The sequence below is a fragment of the Nocardia sp. NPDC057272 genome, from assembly GCF_042668615.1.
Classification (GTDB): domain Bacteria; phylum Actinomycetota; class Actinomycetes; order Mycobacteriales; family Mycobacteriaceae; genus Nocardia.
Genome location: NZ_JBHUYK010000022.1, coordinates 52,015 through 69,155 on the forward strand (window position 1 = coordinate 52,015; position 17,141 = coordinate 69,155).

Genomic DNA, 17,141 nt, shown 5'->3' on the forward strand with positions numbered 1-17,141 from the left:
GCGGCTCAGCGACCACCATACCGCGCCACTCGTGCAAGCACTGACTCGTTCGGAGGGGAACCGATGGAGATCTATCTGTGGATTGCCGTGGGGCTGTTCGTGTTCGGGGCGCTGAGCCGCTACCTACTACTCACACCACCCGCCGAACGCGGCCGCCCGAGCGTCGCCGAGATCAGGCGGCGGCTTCAGGCCGAGCGCGAGGGTCCCGGCCACGACTCGACATTGCCGTCGGTCCGCAGCATTTCCGCCAGCAGCTTCTCGGCGTCGGATTTCTCCCGCGCCAGAACGCTCCAGCCGCGCACCAGACCGTCGGGGCCCGATTTCGTCGTCCACGAGCCGACGGCATGAGCACCCTGGGGATGCAGCGAGTAGTAGATGGTGCCGACCGGGAACGCGATATCCATGCCGCGCATCCAGCCGGTGAGCGCCTCACCCTCCCAGACCCGCATCTCGCCACGCACCTGGGTGACCGGATCGGCCTCGGGCGCAGGCGGTTCGGCGGCCGAGTCGAGCATCAGATGGTCACCCTCGTGCCGGATGGTCACCGCCGCTACCTCGACCTCGTCCGCGTGGTTCGCCGGTTTCTGCCAGGCTGCCCACCAGTCACCCGCCAGGTCGACGCGGTTGTCGACGATGCCCGCCAGCTCCGCCAGCGAGACCTGCAACGCGTCGGCCAATCGGACCGCGACCGGCAGCGTCGGCGACTGCTCCTCGGACTCGTACCTGGTGATCTGGCGCGAGCTCACCCCGATCGCGGTGGCCAGCGCGGGCTGCGAGAGCCCGAGCAGCCTGCGCCGCTCCTGGATCACCTTCCCCGTCCCGGTGTTCATACAGTCATCGCCTCCATTGCCTGCCCCTCCCGTCACACCCTGCTGGACACTTCCGCACCAGACCCGCCGACATCGCGGGCCGCCACCCTCCGCTACGAAGACCACTGGCGCGCCGCACATGCCGACTGTCTGGCCGATTCTTCCATTTCTTCGCTCCAGCAGGCCCGTTTCGTGCTGACTCAGCACAACGGATGCGGCCCGCGCTGCCTACAGCACCTGGCGGCGACGGCCTACAGCACCGGATTGATCGACGACATCTGACCCTACGGCGCGACCCCGGACGTCACCACGCGTGCGGCTACCGCCGAATCCGGACCGACACGTTGACGAACTGATTGCGAGACGGCGAAGGTGCTGCGATCGCCGTTACCGTCGAGGTATGAGTGCGGACCCCTTGGCGGAAGGCGACGGCGCCACCATCCTCGAACGCCCAGGTCTGCGCCAGCGATGGTGGCGCTTGCGCAGGCCGTTCGTCCTGCCGTCGCAACGGGCCACCGCCGACAACATCGTCGCCGCGCCCACCCCGCTGCAACCGATCGACCTCGCCGACGACGCCGAGGTGTCGCAGGTACTCGACCTGGCCGTGCGAGTGGGTGAGGTCGTGCTCTCCGCGGGTACCGGTGTCGGTGACACGTCCGCGCAGGTCCGCTTCATCGCCTCGACCTACGGTCTGAACAGCTGCGATATCGACGTCACCTTCGACGCGATCCGTATCTGGGCCGACCGTGGACCCAGCCTGCCGCCGGCCAGCGATATGCGCGTGGTGAAGTACCGCTCGCTCGACTTCACGCGGTTGGCCGCGGTCGACCGGCTGACGCGCCGCATACGCAGCCAGATCGTCCCTGTCGACCAGGCGCACGCCGCCCTCGACGAACTGATCTCGTCGCGCCACCCCTACCCGCGCTGGGTGTCGACGGCGGGCTGGTCGCTGCTGGCGGCGGCGATCGCGGTGCTGCTCGGCGGTGGGTTCGTTCTCGCCGCGATCAGTTTCGTGAGCACCGCGGCGATCGACGTGGTGAACCGGTACCTGCATCAGCTCGGTCTGCCGATGTTCTTCCAGCACATGGTCGGTGGTGTCATCGCCACGATCCCGGCCATCGCGCTCGCCTCGATCAGCGACCACTGGCGTTCCGACGCGGCGCTGATCGTCGCGGCGGGCATCACCGTGCTGCTGTCGGGTCAGCAGTTGGTGGGTTCGGTGCAGGACGCCATCACCGGCGCACCGATCACCGCGGCCGCCCGCATGCTCGAAGTGGTGATGATGACCGGCGGCATCGTCGCGGGCATCGGTCTGGCCCTGCGGATCTCGACGATGATGGGGATCGCGGTGCCCGAGATCGCGGCCAGCGCGGGCCGCGACACCGATGATCTGGCGATCAAGCTGGTGGCCGGTGCGGTCGCGGCGATCGCCTTCGCGATGGCCTGTTACGCGGAGCGGCGGGCGCTGTTCGCGGCCGGGCTCAGCGGTGCGGGCGGCACCATGGCCTTCCTCGGCGCGCAGGACATCGGTTTCGGGCCGGTGGTGTCCGCCGGCCTGGCGGCCACGGTGATCGGCCTCGCCGGTGGTCTGATGGCGCGTCGCGCGCTCACCCCGCCCCTGGTCGTCGCGGCGGCGGGCATCACGCCGCTGCTGCCGGGTCTGAAGGTATATCGCGGGCTGTATGCCCTGCTCGAGGACGAAACGCTGCTCGGTTTCGGGCAGATCCTCGGGGCGTTCGGTGTCGGCTGCGCGCTGGCCGCGGGCGTCATCCTGGGTGAATGGTTCGACCGGTTGCTGAGTCGTCGTGGTGCGCCGCGCGACTTCGATCCGTCGTTCACCAGCGACCGATGAAGTAGATCAGCGAGGTTCAGATCTGCACGAGCGTGCTGGTCAGATCTGCACGAGGGTGCGTGGCCCGTCGGCCGCCGTGTCGGCGGGCGCCGGGTCCTGGATGCGCGGTTTTCCTGCCGCCCAGCGCATCTGGCTGCGGGCCGCGGGTGCCTCGGTGGCCGCGGGGATGACCAGCAGCGCGAGCGCGGCGCCGTTGCTGCCGACCACGTGCATGATGCGCGCGGCCTGGTCGTTGCGGGCTGTGCTGTCGCCGGATTCGCTGGTGGTCCAGTCGAATCCGAGCCGGGCCAGCTTGCCGATCCGCGGTCCGACCGCGGTCACCAACTGGTGCAACTCGGTCATCGGCTGGTCGGTTCGCGGCCACCAGGCGCCGTCGATCGGCCCGGTGGTGGCTGTGCGGTCACGCAGCATCAGCCGGATCGGCCCGGACGCGTCGCGCCCGATGCCCGTTTCAGGTGATGTATTCACTTCGTTCTGTACTTTCTGATTTCTGTGCGATCGACGCGCTCGTGGCATCGACCGGCGCGATCCGAACTCCGGATCGGCGCGAAGGCTGGGTACCCACTGGACTGCGTCGGCACGCACATCTGTGTTGGGGCGGCGACGACGGTATGTGGGTGTGGTGGGGGTCTCCCGCACCATCGGGGCTCACTCTACGGAAGCCCACTGACAGATCCACCGATTAAACGAACAGGGCCCCGACCGGCGAACCGATCAGGGCCCTGCTGTTGCGGAGGATAGGGGATTTGAACCCCTGAGGGCGTTAACCCAACCCGCGTTCCAGGCGAGCGCCATAGGCCACTAGGCGAATCCTCCGTGGAGCAGCATAGCGGGTCGCAGGGGGTCGATGCCAAACCGGGCCCCCGCGACCGGTTCTGACCTGCTACTTCTTCAGAGCGGCCAGTACCTTGCGGACCTGGGTCTCGGCGGCGGTGCGCATCGCAGCCTTGTCGACGGTGCGCATCGTCGACACCTCGATCTCCACCTTCACCGAGATGTTGCTGTCGTGCGCGGCCACCACGACGGAGTAGTCGCTCGGGATGGAGCCGTAGGTGTGCTGCTCGCTGGCGTAGTACGCCTCTGTGCCGAGGCCGCTCACCGGGCCGTGGTCGTAGTCCTTGCCGGTGGTCTTGGTGTCGTAGCCCTTCCAGCGCGAGTAGTCGGACTCGGTCTCGCTCTCGGTCTTGAACTCGACCTCGAGCCCCAGGGCCGCGTCGTTGGCGTTGCGGCCCGACTCCTGATTCTTGGCGTCGCAGTCGTAGGAGCCGCCGCCGATGTACTCCGACGGGCCACGCTCGGTGTGGGTGGTCGTCTCGCGCGTGGACGACCACTGGTTCAGCACGGTGAGATCGACCAGGTCGCAGGCGTTCTTGCCGTCTTTGTAGACGTAGCTGCCCGCCCACTTGTCCGGATCGGGACCGAAGGGGTTGTCGTCGACCTTGTTGGCCGTGAACGCGATCAGCCCGATCACGAGCGCGCCCACCGCCACGATGGCGCCACCGACGATCCACCAGACCGCCTTGTTGCCTGACGACGGCGGCCGCGGCGGTGCGCCCCATTGCGGCTGCGGCGCCTGATAGGCGCCCGCTTGCGGATGCGCGTACTGCTGCGGCTGCGGGAACGGTTGTGGATTCGCGCCGCTCTGATACGGCCCGGGCGGTGCGGTGTAGGGCTGGGGGTTCGCGCCGCTCTGATAGGGCCCGGGCGGTGCGGTGTACGGGCCGGGCGCGCCGATATTGCCGCGCAGCACTGTCGGGTCGGCTTGGGCGGGGTTCTGACCTGCGCCTTCGCCTGGTCGTTCCCACCATGCGACGGTGGGGTCGGACGGCGGCACACCGTCGCCGGGTGGTCGCTGATTCGGGCCGGTCACGATCGGGCCCCCTCTCCAGTCATGGGGAACACCGAACCCCCCGCTGCCGATATCGGATAGATCGTAGCCAGCGTCACCGTCGGCGCGGCGGTTATACGGTTGCGTACACTCGAGTATCGACTGGTCGGATGTGGTCGTCGTCGAGGGATATGAGGTGGAACACGTCGTGGGTACCGCGCGAACGCCCCGGGCCAGATGGGTCGAGGAAGGTCTGGCCGTACTGGCGTCCTCCGGCGTCGACGCCGTGCGGGTCGAGGCGCTGGCCAAGCGCATCGGCGTGACCAAAGGCGGGTTCTACGGCTACTTCGCCGACCGCGACGCACTGCTCACCGCGATGCTCGACGTGTGGGAGAGCGAAGCGACCGACCAGGTGCTCGAACGCGTCGAAACCCTCGACCCGAAGACCAAGGCGCGCGTGGCGGGCCTGCTCACCTTCTCCAGCAATCGACTGCTCCCGATCGACCTCGCGATCCGCGACTGGGCCCGCCGCGACGACGACGTCGCCGCACGCCTTCGCCGCGTCGACAACACGCGAATGGCGTTGCTGCGCGAGACAATCGGCGTGTTCTGCGAAGATCCCGACGAGGTCGAAGCCAGGAGTCTGCTCGCCTTCTGCGCCACCATCGGCAGCCACTTCCTTGCCGCCGATCACGCGGGCCGCACCCGCGTCGAGGTCCTCACGCGCGCCGCCGACCTGCTGTTCGAAGACCGGAATCGCTAGTACCGCGAACAACCGCTACACTGGCCGACGGATCCCGCGCGGCGAGCATCCTGTGAACTCCCCCAGGGCCGGAAGGCAGCAAGGGTCAACGGGCTCTGCCGGGTGCGCGGGGTCCCCTTTAATTTCAGGGGTCCCCGCTCCGACCGATCGGCCTACGCACCTTCGCAGCGTGCGAGCCTGATCCCAGCGCCGATACCCCGCCGATTCCGAGCAACCGCCGGGTAACGTTGCGCCTGTCAGCACGCACAGCGTGCAACCCACCTTGCTGCTTCGAAAGGCTGCCCAGGATGCCCCGGCAAACGCAGATCGGTTTGATGAGCCACGAGGAACTCGTGTCCGAGCACGAGTCCCAGACCGCGAAATACGCGACGCTCAAAACTGAGAAGCTCACGCTGGATCTCACCCGAGGTAAGCCCTCGCCGGAGCAACTCGACCTGTCCTCGTCGCTGCTCTCCCTGCCGGGCGAGGGCGACTTCCGCGACGGCTCGGGCACCGACTGCCGCAACTACGGCGGCCTCACCGGTCTGCCGGAACTGCGCGCGATCTTCGGCGAACTGCTCGGTATCCCCGTGGAGCGACTGCTGGCGGGCAACAACGCCAGCCTCGAGATCATGCACGACATCATCGTGTTCTCGATGCTCTACGGCACCCCCGACTCCCCGCGCCGCTGGGTCGACGACGAGCCGATCAAGTGGCTGTGTCCGGCCCCCGGCTACGACCGGCACTTCGCCATCACCGAGGCGCTCGGCATCGAGATGATCACCATCCCGATGCGCCACGACGGCCCTGATGTCCACGCCATCGCGACGCTGCTGGCGAACGACCCGCAGATCAAGGGCCTGTGGGCGGTGCCGAACTACTCCAACCCCACCGGCGTCGTTTACTCGGAAGAGATTGTCCGCGAACTGGTTTCGCTGCCGGCCGCGGCACCGGACTTCCGGCTGTTCTGGGACAACGCCTACGCGGTGCACCCGCTCACCGACACCGCGGCGCCGGTCGTCGACGTACTCGGCCTGGCCGAGGCGGCAGGCAACCCGAACCGTCCACTGGTGTTCGCGTCGACCTCCAAGATCACCTTCGCCGGTGCGGGCGTGAGCTTCTTCGGAGCGTCGCAGGCCAACATCGACTGGTATCTGTCGCACGCCGCGAAGAAGAGCATCGGCCCCGACAAGCTCAACCAGCTGCGGCACCTGCGCTTCTTCACCGATGCCGAGGGTGTACGCGAGCACATGCAGAAGCACCGCGCGCTGCTCGAACCCAAGTTCGCGCTCGTGCGCCGCATCCTGGAAGACCGCCTCGGCGCGTCGAAGGTGGCGTCGTGGACCGAGCCCAAGGGCGGCTACTTCATCAGCCTCGACGTGCTCGAGGGCACCGCGGCCCGGGTGATCGCGCTGGCCAAGGAGGCGGGCATCGCGCTCACCGCCGCGGGCTCGGCGTTCCCGTACAGCAAGGATCCCGAGGACAAGAACATCCGCATCGCCCCCAGCTTCCCGCAGCTGCCGGAACTGGAGAAGGCGATGGACGGACTCGCGACCTGCGTGCTGCTCGCGGCCACGGAGAAGCTGCTCTGAGATCACCGGCGTGGGTGGGGCCCGCAGAGGCCCCGCCCATGCTCAGTTCGGTTTGGTCACCAGCGTGCCGAACAGGGTGACCGAGATATGGATGTCGCCGCGGTCCGCGCCTGCCTGGAGGTCGGCGAGGAGTTGATCGCGATCGCTCGCGGTGATCGCCCCGCGCAGGGCGGCCAGGTCCGCGATGCGACGCACCAGCGCGCCCGCGCCGACCGTTCGGTCCTGCACCAGCGCGTGTGAGCCGATCTCGTCGACCACCAGGCCGGTGGCGCTGAGCAGCCCGGCGAGGCGACGGCCCGAGAGCGGATTGGTGGTCGAGGAGATCAGAGTGTCGATCACCGCGCTCACCACCCGGGGGTTGCCGGGATGCACGATCGCGGTCGCCCAGTCGCAGTCCACCACCACCGCGCGCCCGCCGGGCCGCAACACCCTGGCGATCTCGGCCGCCGCCCGCGCGGGTGCGGTGAGGTGCTGGAACACCCGTTCACACAGCACCGCGTCGAAGGTGTCGGCGCCGAACGGTAAGCCGTAGGCATCGCCGGAGACGAAGCTCGCGCTCGATCCGGACTCCACCGCACGGCGCTGCGCCGAGGCCAGCAGATTCGGATCAGGCTCGACGCCGACCGCGGTGCCGTGGGGCCCGACCTCCTCGGCGAAGGTGAACACCTCCGAACCGGTGCCTGATCCGATATCGAGGGCACTCTCGCCGGGCCGCAGCGCCAGCGCGTGGTGACTCCAGGCGCCGAGCGCGCGCATACCGGGCCGGGTGACTTCCAGATCATGGGCGTCGATCAGCTGATCCCGGGCCGCTCGGTCGAAGCGGGCCGGGCGTGGGGTGTAGTCGGTCATTCGCACCGCCAGAGTGGGAGCAGTCCTCGTGAGCATGGACTCAGAGGCTACTGGTGAAATGTGTCACGATGAATGTATGACTCGCACGCTGTGCCTCGCGCAGGAATCCGAGGCCGACGAACTACTCAGCACCGACGATTTCGCGCTGCTGCTGGGGATGTTGCTCGACCAGCAGTACCCGATGGAGCACGCGTTTCGTGGGCCGCGCAAACTCGCCGAGCGCATGGGCGGATTCGATCTGCGCCGCATCGCCGAAGCGGATCCGGCCGAATTCGAGGAACTCGCGGCCACCCCACCGGCGATTCACCGTTATGGGCGGTCGATGGCGCGGCGGGCCCAAGCGCTCGCCCAGTATGTGATCGAGCATTATGACGGCGTACCTGCGCAGATCTGGACCGCGGGCGATCCCGACGGCGCGGAGGTGCTGCGCCGGTTGCAGGACCTGCCGGGGTTCGGGGCGCAGAAGGCGAAGATCTTTCTCGCATTGCTCGGAAAACAGCGCGGCGTGCAGCCCGACGGCTGGCGAAAAGCGGCCGGATCCTATGGCGATGACGGGTCGCGACGCTCGGTCGCCGATGTCGTCGATGCCGAAACATTGTCGGAAGTACGAGAATTCAAGAAGCAGGCCAAGGCGGCGGCCAAAGCCTCCAAATGAATTCCTAGTTAAGATCTAGCTGCTTTTTTCCCTCGTCACGAGGGTGGATCTGCTCGAAGCTTGCATCTCGAACAGCTCCACAACAGATGAGGGATTGGCAGTTTTATGAAGATGAGGAAGTTCGCCGTTGTCGCGGCGCTCCTGACCGTGGCTACGGGCATCACGGCGGGCACCGTGAACGCCGCGCCGGCCGAGGAAGCCGCCCCGATCAACTACACCGCCGAGGTCGTCGACGATTCGAAGGCCGTCATCACCACTGATGCCGGCTCGCTGGTCGAAGAGGACGGTGTGTTCAAGATCAAGGCTCCCAACGGCGCCACCCTCGCGGGCACCCCCCTGAGTTTCCGCCTCGACGAGTTCGAGCTGCCGATCGCGGCCGAGATCTCGGGCAACACCGCGACCCTGACCCCGCAGCTGGATCCGGCCAAGGCGGTCTACAAGCCGGTCGCGCTGCCCTATGAGGACAAGGCGCCGTGGAAGACCGAGTACGAGCGTGAGCAGGCTGCCTGGAGCCGTCTGACCTCCACCATCTCGCTGGGTGCCGCTATCGGCACCCTGGTCGGTGGCCTCGGCGGCGCCGCGCTCGGTTGCGTCGCGGGTGCGGCGGGCGGCCTGGTCGCCGGTGGCGTGCTCGGCGCGATCTTCGGCGCCCTCCCCGGCGGCATCGGCGGCTGCGTCGTCGGCGCCACCACGATCGGTGCCCTCGGCGTCATCCTGGGCCAGATCTTCATCACCGCCCCGGTGGCGATCGGTGCTGCGATCCAGTACTTCTCCACGATCTCCGCGCCGTTCAACGCACCGGCCAAGTAGGTCCGGCCGGGTCGTCGAAACCCCCTGCGGGAACTCCGGTTCCCCGCGGGGGGTTTTGCCGTTGACACCCATTGCGCCTGTCATGCGCACCGCTGACCTGCGGCGATGATGTGCCGCAGCGCACAATTCGCCGGTTTGGCTTGGATGGGTCGGGATTCGGTGTTAACTTGATTGTTATGTCCAGCAACCATCTCACCGCCCAGCGGGTCACCTACGTGACCGCCGCTCTGGGCTTGCGGTTGCCGTTGACGCGCGAACTGTGTCGTTCCTGCTTCTGCAGCTGAGCCCTTCAGGTTCGCGAGCTGCCACGCCCCACGTGTAGGCAATCCCGTTGGGATAACGGGATTTTTGGCAAGGAACTTCATATGTCTGCTCCCATCATCGATCGCCCCGTCTCCCGGACGGGCGCCGGTCGCCCTCGTGTTTCCCGCCCCGTTGTGCCGCCGGAGCTGCGGCGTAGCGACAACCCCGCCGCGGCGGTGCTGCGTACCGCGGCCTCCGGTCCGGTCTCGCGCGACAATGCCGCGCGAGCAACGGGTTTGAGTATCGCCACCGTCAATCGGCAAGTGGCGTCGCTGCTTTCGGCGGGACTGCTGCGTGAGCGGCCCGATCTGACCGCCGCGGGCGCGGTCGGCAGGCCGCGGGTGCCCTTCGAGATCGATCACGACGCCTACCTCACGCTGGGCATTCATATCGGCGCCGAGGCGACGAAGATCGTCGCCGCTGATCTGCGTGGCCGCATTCTCGGCGGGCTCGCCATCGCCACACCCCAGACCGGGCAGGAATTCGCGGTCACCACCGTCGCGCGCAGCGCCAAGGCGTTCCTGCAGCGGTGGCATCGGCGGACCCCGCTGTGGGCCGGTGTGGCCATCGGTGGGCGGGTGGATCCGCAGAGCGGTGTGGTCGACCATCCGAAGCTGGAATGGAAGGGCGCGCCGATCGGGCAGGTGCTCGGCGATGTGCTCGAGCTGCCGGTTTCCGTCGCCCCGCACGTCGAGGCGATGGCTGCCTCGGAGCTGCTGCTGCCCACCTTCGACGCGCGCAGGCCCGAGCCCGATACCGAACTTCCCGCTGCCCAGCACGGCAGCAGCCTCTACTTCTACGTCCGCGAGACCGCGGGCATCGCCGTCACCCTCGACGGCCGGGTACACACCCCGAGCAATGGGCCCGGGTCGATCGCGCATTTGCCGACGGGCTCCGATGTGCAGTGCACGTGCGGCCGGCGCGGCTGCCTGGAAGTGACCGTCGGTGATCGGGCCCTGCAGGCTCGGGCTGTCGGACGCGGAATCATCCCGGCCCACAACGGGACTGCCGGGACCACGATCAGTGATCTGTATCGGGCGGCCGAGTCCGGGTCCGAATCGGCGCGGGAACTGCTCGCCGAGCGGGCGACGATGCTTGGACAGACCGTCGCGCTGGTTCGCGACATGCTCAACCCGGATCGAGTTGTGCTGGGCGGGCAGGCTTTCACGGGATACCGGCCCGCGCTGGGGCATGTGGCTCGCGCGTTTTCGCAGAGCACGCAGCTGGCCGCCACCGATATCCGGATCAGTGGATTCGGGGGGAAGGTCCAGGAATTCGCCGCGGTGGTGACGTCGTTGAGCGCGTTGTACGCGGACCCGCTGGCGGCTGTCCGCCGGGTATAGCACAGCGAAAGGCCCTGCGACTCTTGACGAGTAGCAGGGCCTTTTCGTATCCCGGGTCGCTCAGCGCGGGTTGAAGGCTCCCTCCAGTGCCGTGATGAAGAACGGGAACTGGGCGGCGAAGCGGTGCAGGTTGGGGTCTCGGTCGTAGCCGGCGAACCAGTAGAGGCCGGGTTGGGAGTCGGCTGCGGGGTTCATGTCACGGAAGGTGCGGATCCAGTTGTCCGCTCGGCCGCTGATCACCGTGTAGGGGAGGGCGCGGGAGAAGATCGTCTCCTGGTCGATGGGCGGGATCCCGTCGCGCACGACGGTGTCGAGACCACGGTGCATCGCGCGGATTCGGCCGGCGACGGTGTCGCCGAGTGGGGTTCGGGTGGGGAGGTAGTTGGGGAGCAGCATCGCCGCTCCGCCCGCCAGAGCGATGGCTACGCCGACCAAGGCGTGGCCCGCGGTCAGGGCGAGGGTGACGGTGATGATCAGGCCGAGGACGATCAGGGCGGCGCCGATCCAGCGGGGGAGAGCGCGCTGTTTCGGGTCGGCGAAGGCGCCGGTGGCGACGGCGTCGTTGCGCATGGCCGCGCGGATCGGGTCCAGTTGCAGGCGGCCGGGGGCGCGCAGTTCGCGGACGGCGACGGTGTCGGTGCCTTCGGGGAGCAGCATGTCGTAGACGGTGCGCTCGTATTCGCGCAGCTGGTCGTCGGGAGCGTTGACGCGGCTGATGCGCCAATCGTCTTCGCCACGCGCGTTCACCGGGGTGATCCACAGGTAGCGCCGGACGGCGAGATCGACGACGGTGGCGGCGATGTCGACCGGATCGGCGTGTTCGTCGATGATCAGGCCCGCCTCGCCGGGGAGCACGCCATCGGGGGAGGTGAACTCCACGCGGCCTGCCTGCTGGATCAGCGGATCGAAAGCGTCGCTGCCCGCCACCGCGGCGGCGGCCCGCTTCCGTGCCAGCAGCACGTAGGCGATCATGCCTGCCAGCGCGAGCAGGAAGGCGCCGAAGGCCGCGAGCACGGGGGTGGTGAAGGCGAACGGGCCCGTACCACCGCCGCGCACATCGGCATTCGCGGGCACGGTGCCGGGCGGCATCTGCAAGGTGAGGTCGATGGCATCGCCCTTGCGCAGGTCGGTCTGGTGCAGATAGAGCACGCCGTCGGGTTCGGTGTGGACATCGGCGCACGGCTTGGCATTGCCCGCCGAGCCGAGTTTGCAGTCGACGATGCCCATCTGGAAGCTCGGGCTGATCACCGAGACGTCGAGCACGGCGATATCGGCGTTGAGCACGCCCAGCCAGTGGAACACCTGCGTGCCCGGCATGTCGGAGACGGTGTTGTGCACCGTATACGTGAACTTCGATTCGCCCGGCTTCGCCTCGACGACGAACTGGTCGTTGACGGTGGTGGCGGTGCCGGTACCGCTCGCGGTCACATCGGTGACCTTGAAGACCCGTTCGACGTCGTCACCGACCTTGAGGCGCAACGGCAGCGACATCGTGAAATTCCCGTCGGCGGGGACCGCGACAGTTTCGATGACTTCGAGCACACCGGTTTCGGTGAGTGTGAGGTCGGCGGTGATCGAAACACCGGAGGTCGAGGGCTCCGTATGGGCTACCGGCGCGGCCACGAGCAAACCCGCCGCAGCGAGCAGCAGCGCGCCTGCGGCGCCCCCCCGAAAAGTCAGCATGGGTGCTTACTCTAGACAGCTTGCTATTCTGCGTCAGCGGCTGTCGACGACTCATGAGACGAGGGGGGTACGGGGGAGTGACTCAACCACCGTACGGTTATGGGCCGAACGGCCCAGGTGGACGACCGGTTCCACCACCCCCCGGCTATGGTCCGCCCCCGGGATACCGGCCACAACCGGGTTACGGGCAGCCAGGTCATCCACAGCCGCAGGGCTATCCACAGGGTTATGGGCAGCGTCCGGCTTATGGTCCGCCGCCGGGATACCGCCCGCCGCCGATGCCCTACGGGCCGCCGGGCAGGCCGACTCCGCCGCCGCGAAAGCGGGGCGGCGGCTTCACTTCGGCAATCCTGGTCGTCATCTTCCTGCTGGTCGGCGGTCTGGTGAAGTACGCCGTCAATACCGGCGTCGACCTGGGCATCGGCGCGATCGGCCCGAAACCGACCACCACCTATACCCCGCAGCCCGGTACCGCGCCTGCCGCGACCGGCGACAATCCGCTGCTCACCGACTCCGACGGCACCCTGGTCCCGGCATCGTGCAACTACGCGCCGTGGGGCACCCAGGTGGACAAGGCGCGCGCCTTCTTCGAGTCGGCCGCGAAGTGCCTCGAGTCGGCATGGAAACCGCTGCTGGCGGAGAACAATCTGCCCTTCGAGTCGCCGACGCTCAGCGTCACCGCGACCACCGACGGCATCACCACCCCGTGCACCGGGTCGACGAGTAACTTCGCCGCCTTCTACTGCCCGGCGAACAAGACCATCTACATGCCGATCAGCCAGCTGCAGACCGAGCAGTTCCGCGACAACTGGGTGGTGTACCTGTCGGTGTTCGCGCACGAGTACGGCCACCACGTACAGGCTCAGTCGGGCATCCTGCGCAAGGCCAACAGCGAGCGCGTCGACGCGGGCGCCCGCTCGGCCAAGGGCCTCGAGCTCTCGCGCCGAGTCGAGTTGCAGGCCAACTGCTTCGACGGCATGTTCATCGCCTCCTCGAAGGGCGGTGGCTCGCTGACCTCCTCGCAGGTCACGGTCGCCACCAAGGATTCCTACGGCCGCGGTGACGGCCCCGGCGACATGCGCGACCACGGCACCGCCGAGCACGGCGGCCAGTGGTTCGAAACCGGCCTGGACCGCAACCTCACGGCCCAGTGCAACACCTTCACGGTGTCCGCGAGCGAAGTGAACTGAGGCTGTGCTGTTCCGCCTCCCCACGTCTTCTGGCCGGACTCGTGTGCCACATAGGTAGCGTTGGCGGCTGACGGTGTGGTGCGGGGTGAGTCAGCCCGTTCCCGGTGAGTTACCCATGTCCGTGCGTGATCAGTTGTCAGGTGATTTCTATGTATCCCCCGCCTCCTCCGCAGCCGCCGTACGGTAGGCCCATGCCGCCGCATGGCGGGCAGATGCCGCCGTATGGGGGACAGATGCCACAGTACGGTCGGCCCGTGATGCCGCCTTACGGTAGGCCGTTGCCGCCGCCGTACGGTTATGCGCCGCAGGGGTATCCGCCGCCGCGTCGGGGTGGTTCGGGGGCGGTCGGTGCGGTGTTGACGGTGTTGACCGTGTTCGGGGTCATCGGGTTGCTGGTCGCCGCGGTGGCCCTGTCCGATCAGAGTTCGCCCGGCTCGGTCGCCAAGACGACGCCGCCGAGTTTCACCTACAGCTCGAACTCGCCGGTGCCGACCACGAATCCGACGTCAGCGCGAGCCACGACCACCGCGCGCACCACCGCGCCGACAACGACCAAACCGGCGGGGCCGCAACCTGTTATCGCCCTCGGTCAGCATCCGTTGTTCAAGGACAACGACGCGGGGCTGACGAACATGGACTGCGATCTGCCGCGCTGGTCGACCGCCGCGACGGTGGCCAAAGCCTTCTTCGCGGCGGCGCAGGTCTGCCTGGATCAGATGTGGCGGTCAAATCTGGCAGCCGCGAACCTGCCGTTCAAGAGCCCGGGTCTGGTTGTCGCGGAACAGCCTTCGGAGCTGTCGTCGCCGTGTGGCGGCGCCAGCAGCGACGCGTTCTACTGCAGCGCCTCGAGCACCATCTACATGTCGACAGCCGGCCTTGTCATCCACAACACCCCATATCCGCCGATGGAAGCGCTATCGGTGTACGCCCACGAATACGGCCACCACATCCAGGGACTCACCGGCCTGCTGCAGGCCTCATCGAACCAGCGTCGCGAGCAGGGCACGATGTCGGCGGGCGGTCTGGAGACATCGCGCCGAATGGAGTTGCAGGCCAGCTGTTTCGGCGGCATGTACATCGGTTCGTCGGAAGCGGGCGGTTCGTGGACCTCGCAGGAGGGCTACGCCGCGGTGAAGCACAACTACAACCGCGGTGACGGCGATGGCCGCCACCGCGATCACGGCACTCCGGACCACAACGGCAACTGGTACAACCAGGGCTACTCGAAGAACCGCAACTTCGAATGCAACACCTGGCTGGCACCAGCCGACGAGGTCAGTTAGCTGCCGTAGTGGCCCTCGCCGAAGCGGCGGGGCGAGGAGCCGTGAACCCCTTCGGCGTAGGCGGTTTCGGCGTGCAGGGCGAAGTCGATGCCCGCTGTCTCGTCTTCCTTGCTCACGCGGAAGCCGATGATCTTGTCGATGCCCTTGCCGAGCACCCACGAGACCGCGAAGGCATAGGCCGCCACCACCAGGACCGCGACGAGCTGCTTGCCGAGCTGGGCGAGGCCGCCGCCGTAGAGCAGCCCGTTCACGCCGCCGGTCATCACCTGGGTGGCCAGCAGGCCGATCAGGACCGTGCCCACGATGCCGCCCACGAAGTGCACGCCGACCACGTCGAGCGAATCGTCGTAGCCCGCTTTGTGTTTCCAGCCGACCGCGAACGAACACACCACGCCGGCGGCCAGGCCGACCAGCACCGCACCGAGAGTGTTCACCACGCCGCAGGACGGGGTGATCGCGACCAGACCGGCCACCGCGCCCGAGGCCGCACCGAATGTGGTCGGCCTGCCGTCGCGGATCTGTTCGACGATGAGCCAGCCGAGCATGCCGAGACTGCTCGCGACCAGGGTGTTCAGGAAGACAGCCGCCGCGGTGCCGGTGGCGCCCAGTGCGGAGCCCGCGTTGAAACCGAACCAGCCGAACCACAGCAGACCGGCCCCGAGCAGCACGAACGGCAGGTTGTGCGGACGCATCGCATCGATGTTGAAACCGATTCGCGGTCCGAGGACCAGCGCCAGGGCCAGCGCGGAAGCGCCGGAGGCGATCTCGACCACCAGGCCGCCCGCGTAGTCGAGCGCGCCGAAGTTCAGCAGCCAGCCGTCCGGTCCCCACACCCAGTGCGCGATCGGCGCGTACACCGCCAGCGTCCACAGCGGAACGAACACCATCCAGCCCGCGAACTTGGCACGGTCGGCGATGGCGCCAGAGACCAGGGCGGCGGTCAGGATCGCGAACGTCAGCTGGAAGGTGACGAACAGCAGTTCCGGAATGGTGCCGCGGACGGAGTCGGGATTGATCCCGGCCAGCCCGAGATGCTCGAGATTGCCGATGAGGCCACCACCCGCGTCGTCACCGAACGCGAGGCTGTAGCCGGCGACCAGCCAGACCACGGTGACCAGCGGGATCGCGATGAAGCTCATCATCAGCATGTTCAGCACGCCGGTCGAGCGCACCATCCCGCCGTAGAAGACGGCCAGTGCCGGCGTCATCAACAGCACCATGGCGGTGGCCGCGAGTAGCCAAGCAGTGGCCGCCGGGTCGATCGTTGCGGGCACGGTAACTCCTTTCACGCGTGGATGCGTTGCGAGAAAGTTACCGAACACTCACCTCGGATGGCGGCGCTAGCCCCGGTTTTCCTTGGCCAGCGCCCGCGTGCCGCGCTTGCCGGGAACGGGCAGGTCATCGCCGTCCGCGAGCCACTCGGCGGTGGTGAGCCAGCGTCGCTGGGCATGTGCGTCGGCCACGTCGAAGAACAGGCGGCGGCCGCGATCGTCGCGCGCGTCGCGGGCGAGCACCGCCCAGCTCGGCGGTTTGCCCCGGTCGGCGGTGTGCTCCACGACGAAGCCGGCGACCAGCTTGCCGATCATGTTGACCGGCTTCTGCGAGACCCGGTTGCCGTATTTGGTGGTGTGCCAGCGCCGTGCCGGGCACAGTGAACCGGGGCTCGCGTTCGAGGCGATCCAGCCCGCGCGCTGTGCCCGCTCGATCAGCCACAGATGCTTGACCGCCGACGGCGCGATCTCACCCACCCGTTCGGCGATGAGTGTGCAGACCTCGGCATCGGCGAGGATATCGCGCCTGGTAGGACCGATATTGTGGTCGGTCCAGTGCGCGGCGGCGAGACGGGCGAGGACGCGGCCGAACTCGTCGATGCTGCGCTGGGCGCGACGGCCGAGCCGCTCGATCCGCTCGGCCTCGCGGCGCATCTCGTTCTGCGCGGTGAGCGTGCGAATGGCCGCCATCGTCGGCACCTGCCCGCGTTCGAGCAGTTGCAGGATGGCGTCGGCGGTCGCCGGGTCGGCTGCGGCAGCGACGGGTAACGAGTCGCGTTTGATGTCGAAGTCTTGTGGGCTGATCGCCCGGCTCAGTAGCCCGACTGCGGCGTTGTCGCCGGCGAAGTCGGTGTGGGCGAGCCAGGCGGTTGCGATGTCATCACACGACAGCACGGTGAAACGTTCCTCCGGTCGGTGCGGTGGGGGAGCG

The 17,141-nt window shown here is 67.9% G+C and carries 15 protein-coding genes, 1 tRNA gene and 1 other RNA gene; 9 read left to right on the forward strand and 8 right to left on the reverse strand.

All coding sequences use genetic code 11. From position 1 onward, the window contains the following. Positions 1–185 precede the first annotated feature (185 nt). A complete protein-coding gene (locus tag ACFULV_RS25610) occupies positions 186–830 on the reverse strand; it encodes a helix-turn-helix domain-containing protein (protein WP_378638560.1) in 645 nt (214 codons plus the stop codon). Positions 831–1,209: 379 nt separating this feature from the next. Between ACFULV_RS25610 and ACFULV_RS25615 the strand changes: the two genes are divergently transcribed. Continuing rightward, a complete protein-coding gene (locus ACFULV_RS25615) occupies positions 1,210–2,661 on the forward strand; it encodes a threonine/serine exporter ThrE family protein (protein WP_378638563.1) in 1,452 nt (483 codons plus the stop codon). A gap of 39 nt (positions 2,662–2,700) precedes the next feature. Here ACFULV_RS25615 and ACFULV_RS25620 read toward each other — a convergent pair whose 3' ends face one another. From ACFULV_RS25620 to ACFULV_RS25630, 3 genes are all read right to left on the reverse strand, one after another. After that, complete coding sequence (locus ACFULV_RS25620; protein ID WP_378660903.1) at positions 2,701–3,129, reverse strand: DUF5994 family protein; 429 nt, start codon at positions 3,127–3,129, stop codon at positions 2,701–2,703. 263 nt (positions 3,130–3,392) lie between these two features. Continuing rightward, a tRNA-Ser gene (locus tag ACFULV_RS25625) sits at positions 3,393–3,477 on the reverse strand. A gap of 67 nt (positions 3,478–3,544) precedes the next feature. Continuing rightward, entirely contained in the window at positions 3,545–4,531 is a 987-nt protein-coding gene (locus ACFULV_RS25630; RefSeq protein WP_378638569.1) for a hypothetical protein, read from the reverse strand. A 166-nt stretch (positions 4,532–4,697) separates the two neighbouring features. Between ACFULV_RS25630 and ACFULV_RS25635 the strand changes: the two genes are divergently transcribed. The 3 genes from ACFULV_RS25635 to ACFULV_RS25645 all read left to right on the forward strand — a co-directional run bounded on the left by ACFULV_RS25635 (position 4,698) and on the right by ACFULV_RS25645 (position 6,823). Beyond that, the gene (locus ACFULV_RS25635) at positions 4,698–5,252 is read left to right on the forward strand and encodes a TetR/AcrR family transcriptional regulator (RefSeq protein ID WP_378660906.1); all 555 of its coding nucleotides are present in this window, start codon (positions 4,698–4,700) and stop codon (positions 5,250–5,252) included. A 26-nt stretch (positions 5,253–5,278) separates the two neighbouring features. Beyond that, positions 5,279–5,373: signal recognition particle sRNA small type (gene ffs, locus ACFULV_RS25640), an RNA gene on the forward strand. Between the two features lie 166 nt (positions 5,374–5,539). Further along, entirely contained in the window at positions 5,540–6,823 is a 1,284-nt protein-coding gene (locus ACFULV_RS25645) for an aminotransferase class I/II-fold pyridoxal phosphate-dependent enzyme (protein WP_378638574.1), read from the forward strand. A gap of 42 nt (positions 6,824–6,865) precedes the next feature. Here ACFULV_RS25645 and ACFULV_RS25650 read toward each other — a convergent pair whose 3' ends face one another. Further along, complete coding sequence (locus ACFULV_RS25650) at positions 6,866–7,672, reverse strand: methyltransferase domain-containing protein (protein WP_378638688.1); 807 nt, start codon at positions 7,670–7,672, stop codon at positions 6,866–6,868. 76 nt (positions 7,673–7,748) lie between these two features. Between ACFULV_RS25650 and ACFULV_RS25655 the strand changes: the two genes are divergently transcribed. The 3 genes from ACFULV_RS25655 to ACFULV_RS25665 all read left to right on the forward strand — a co-directional run bounded on the left by ACFULV_RS25655 (position 7,749) and on the right by ACFULV_RS25665 (position 10,783). Continuing rightward, positions 7,749–8,327, forward strand: a complete 579-nt coding sequence (locus ACFULV_RS25655) for an HhH-GPD-type base excision DNA repair protein (protein ID WP_378660909.1) — start codon at positions 7,749–7,751, stop codon at positions 8,325–8,327. 105 nt (positions 8,328–8,432) lie between these two features. Continuing rightward, a complete protein-coding gene (locus tag ACFULV_RS25660; protein WP_378638579.1) occupies positions 8,433–9,137 on the forward strand; it encodes a hypothetical protein in 705 nt (234 codons plus the stop codon). 365 nt (positions 9,138–9,502) lie between these two features. Further along, the gene (locus ACFULV_RS25665; RefSeq protein WP_378660911.1) at positions 9,503–10,783 is read left to right on the forward strand and encodes an ROK family protein; all 1,281 of its coding nucleotides are present in this window, start codon (positions 9,503–9,505) and stop codon (positions 10,781–10,783) included. Positions 10,784–10,843: 60 nt separating this feature from the next. On the opposite strand, the gene ACFULV_RS25670 is transcribed toward ACFULV_RS25665, so the two are convergent. Continuing rightward, positions 10,844–12,466, reverse strand: coding sequence for a DUF2207 family protein (locus ACFULV_RS25670; RefSeq protein WP_378638585.1), 1,623 nt, complete (start codon positions 12,464–12,466; stop codon positions 10,844–10,846). A 278-nt stretch (positions 12,467–12,744) separates the two neighbouring features. Between ACFULV_RS25670 and ACFULV_RS25675 the strand changes: the two genes are divergently transcribed. Both ACFULV_RS25675 and ACFULV_RS25680 read left to right on the forward strand, forming a co-directional pair. After that, positions 12,745–13,656, forward strand: a complete 912-nt coding sequence (locus tag ACFULV_RS25675) for a neutral zinc metallopeptidase (RefSeq protein ID WP_062990214.1) — start codon at positions 12,745–12,747, stop codon at positions 13,654–13,656. Between the two features lie 257 nt (positions 13,657–13,913). Further along, positions 13,914–14,939, forward strand: a complete 1,026-nt coding sequence (locus tag ACFULV_RS25680) for a neutral zinc metallopeptidase (protein ID WP_378660992.1) — start codon at positions 13,914–13,916, stop codon at positions 14,937–14,939. On the opposite strand, the gene ACFULV_RS25685 is transcribed toward ACFULV_RS25680, so the two are convergent. Both ACFULV_RS25685 and ACFULV_RS25690 read right to left on the reverse strand, forming a co-directional pair. Continuing rightward, entirely contained in the window at positions 14,936–16,213 is a 1,278-nt protein-coding gene (locus ACFULV_RS25685; protein ID WP_378660914.1) for an ammonium transporter, read from the reverse strand. The two genes, ACFULV_RS25680 and ACFULV_RS25685, sit on opposite strands and share 4 nt — an antisense overlap. Positions 16,214–16,279: 66 nt before the next feature. Next, positions 16,280–17,104 (reverse strand): hypothetical protein, encoded by an 825-nt coding sequence (locus ACFULV_RS25690; protein ID WP_378660917.1) that lies wholly within the window; start codon positions 17,102–17,104, stop codon positions 16,280–16,282. Positions 17,105–17,141 lie beyond the last annotated feature (37 nt).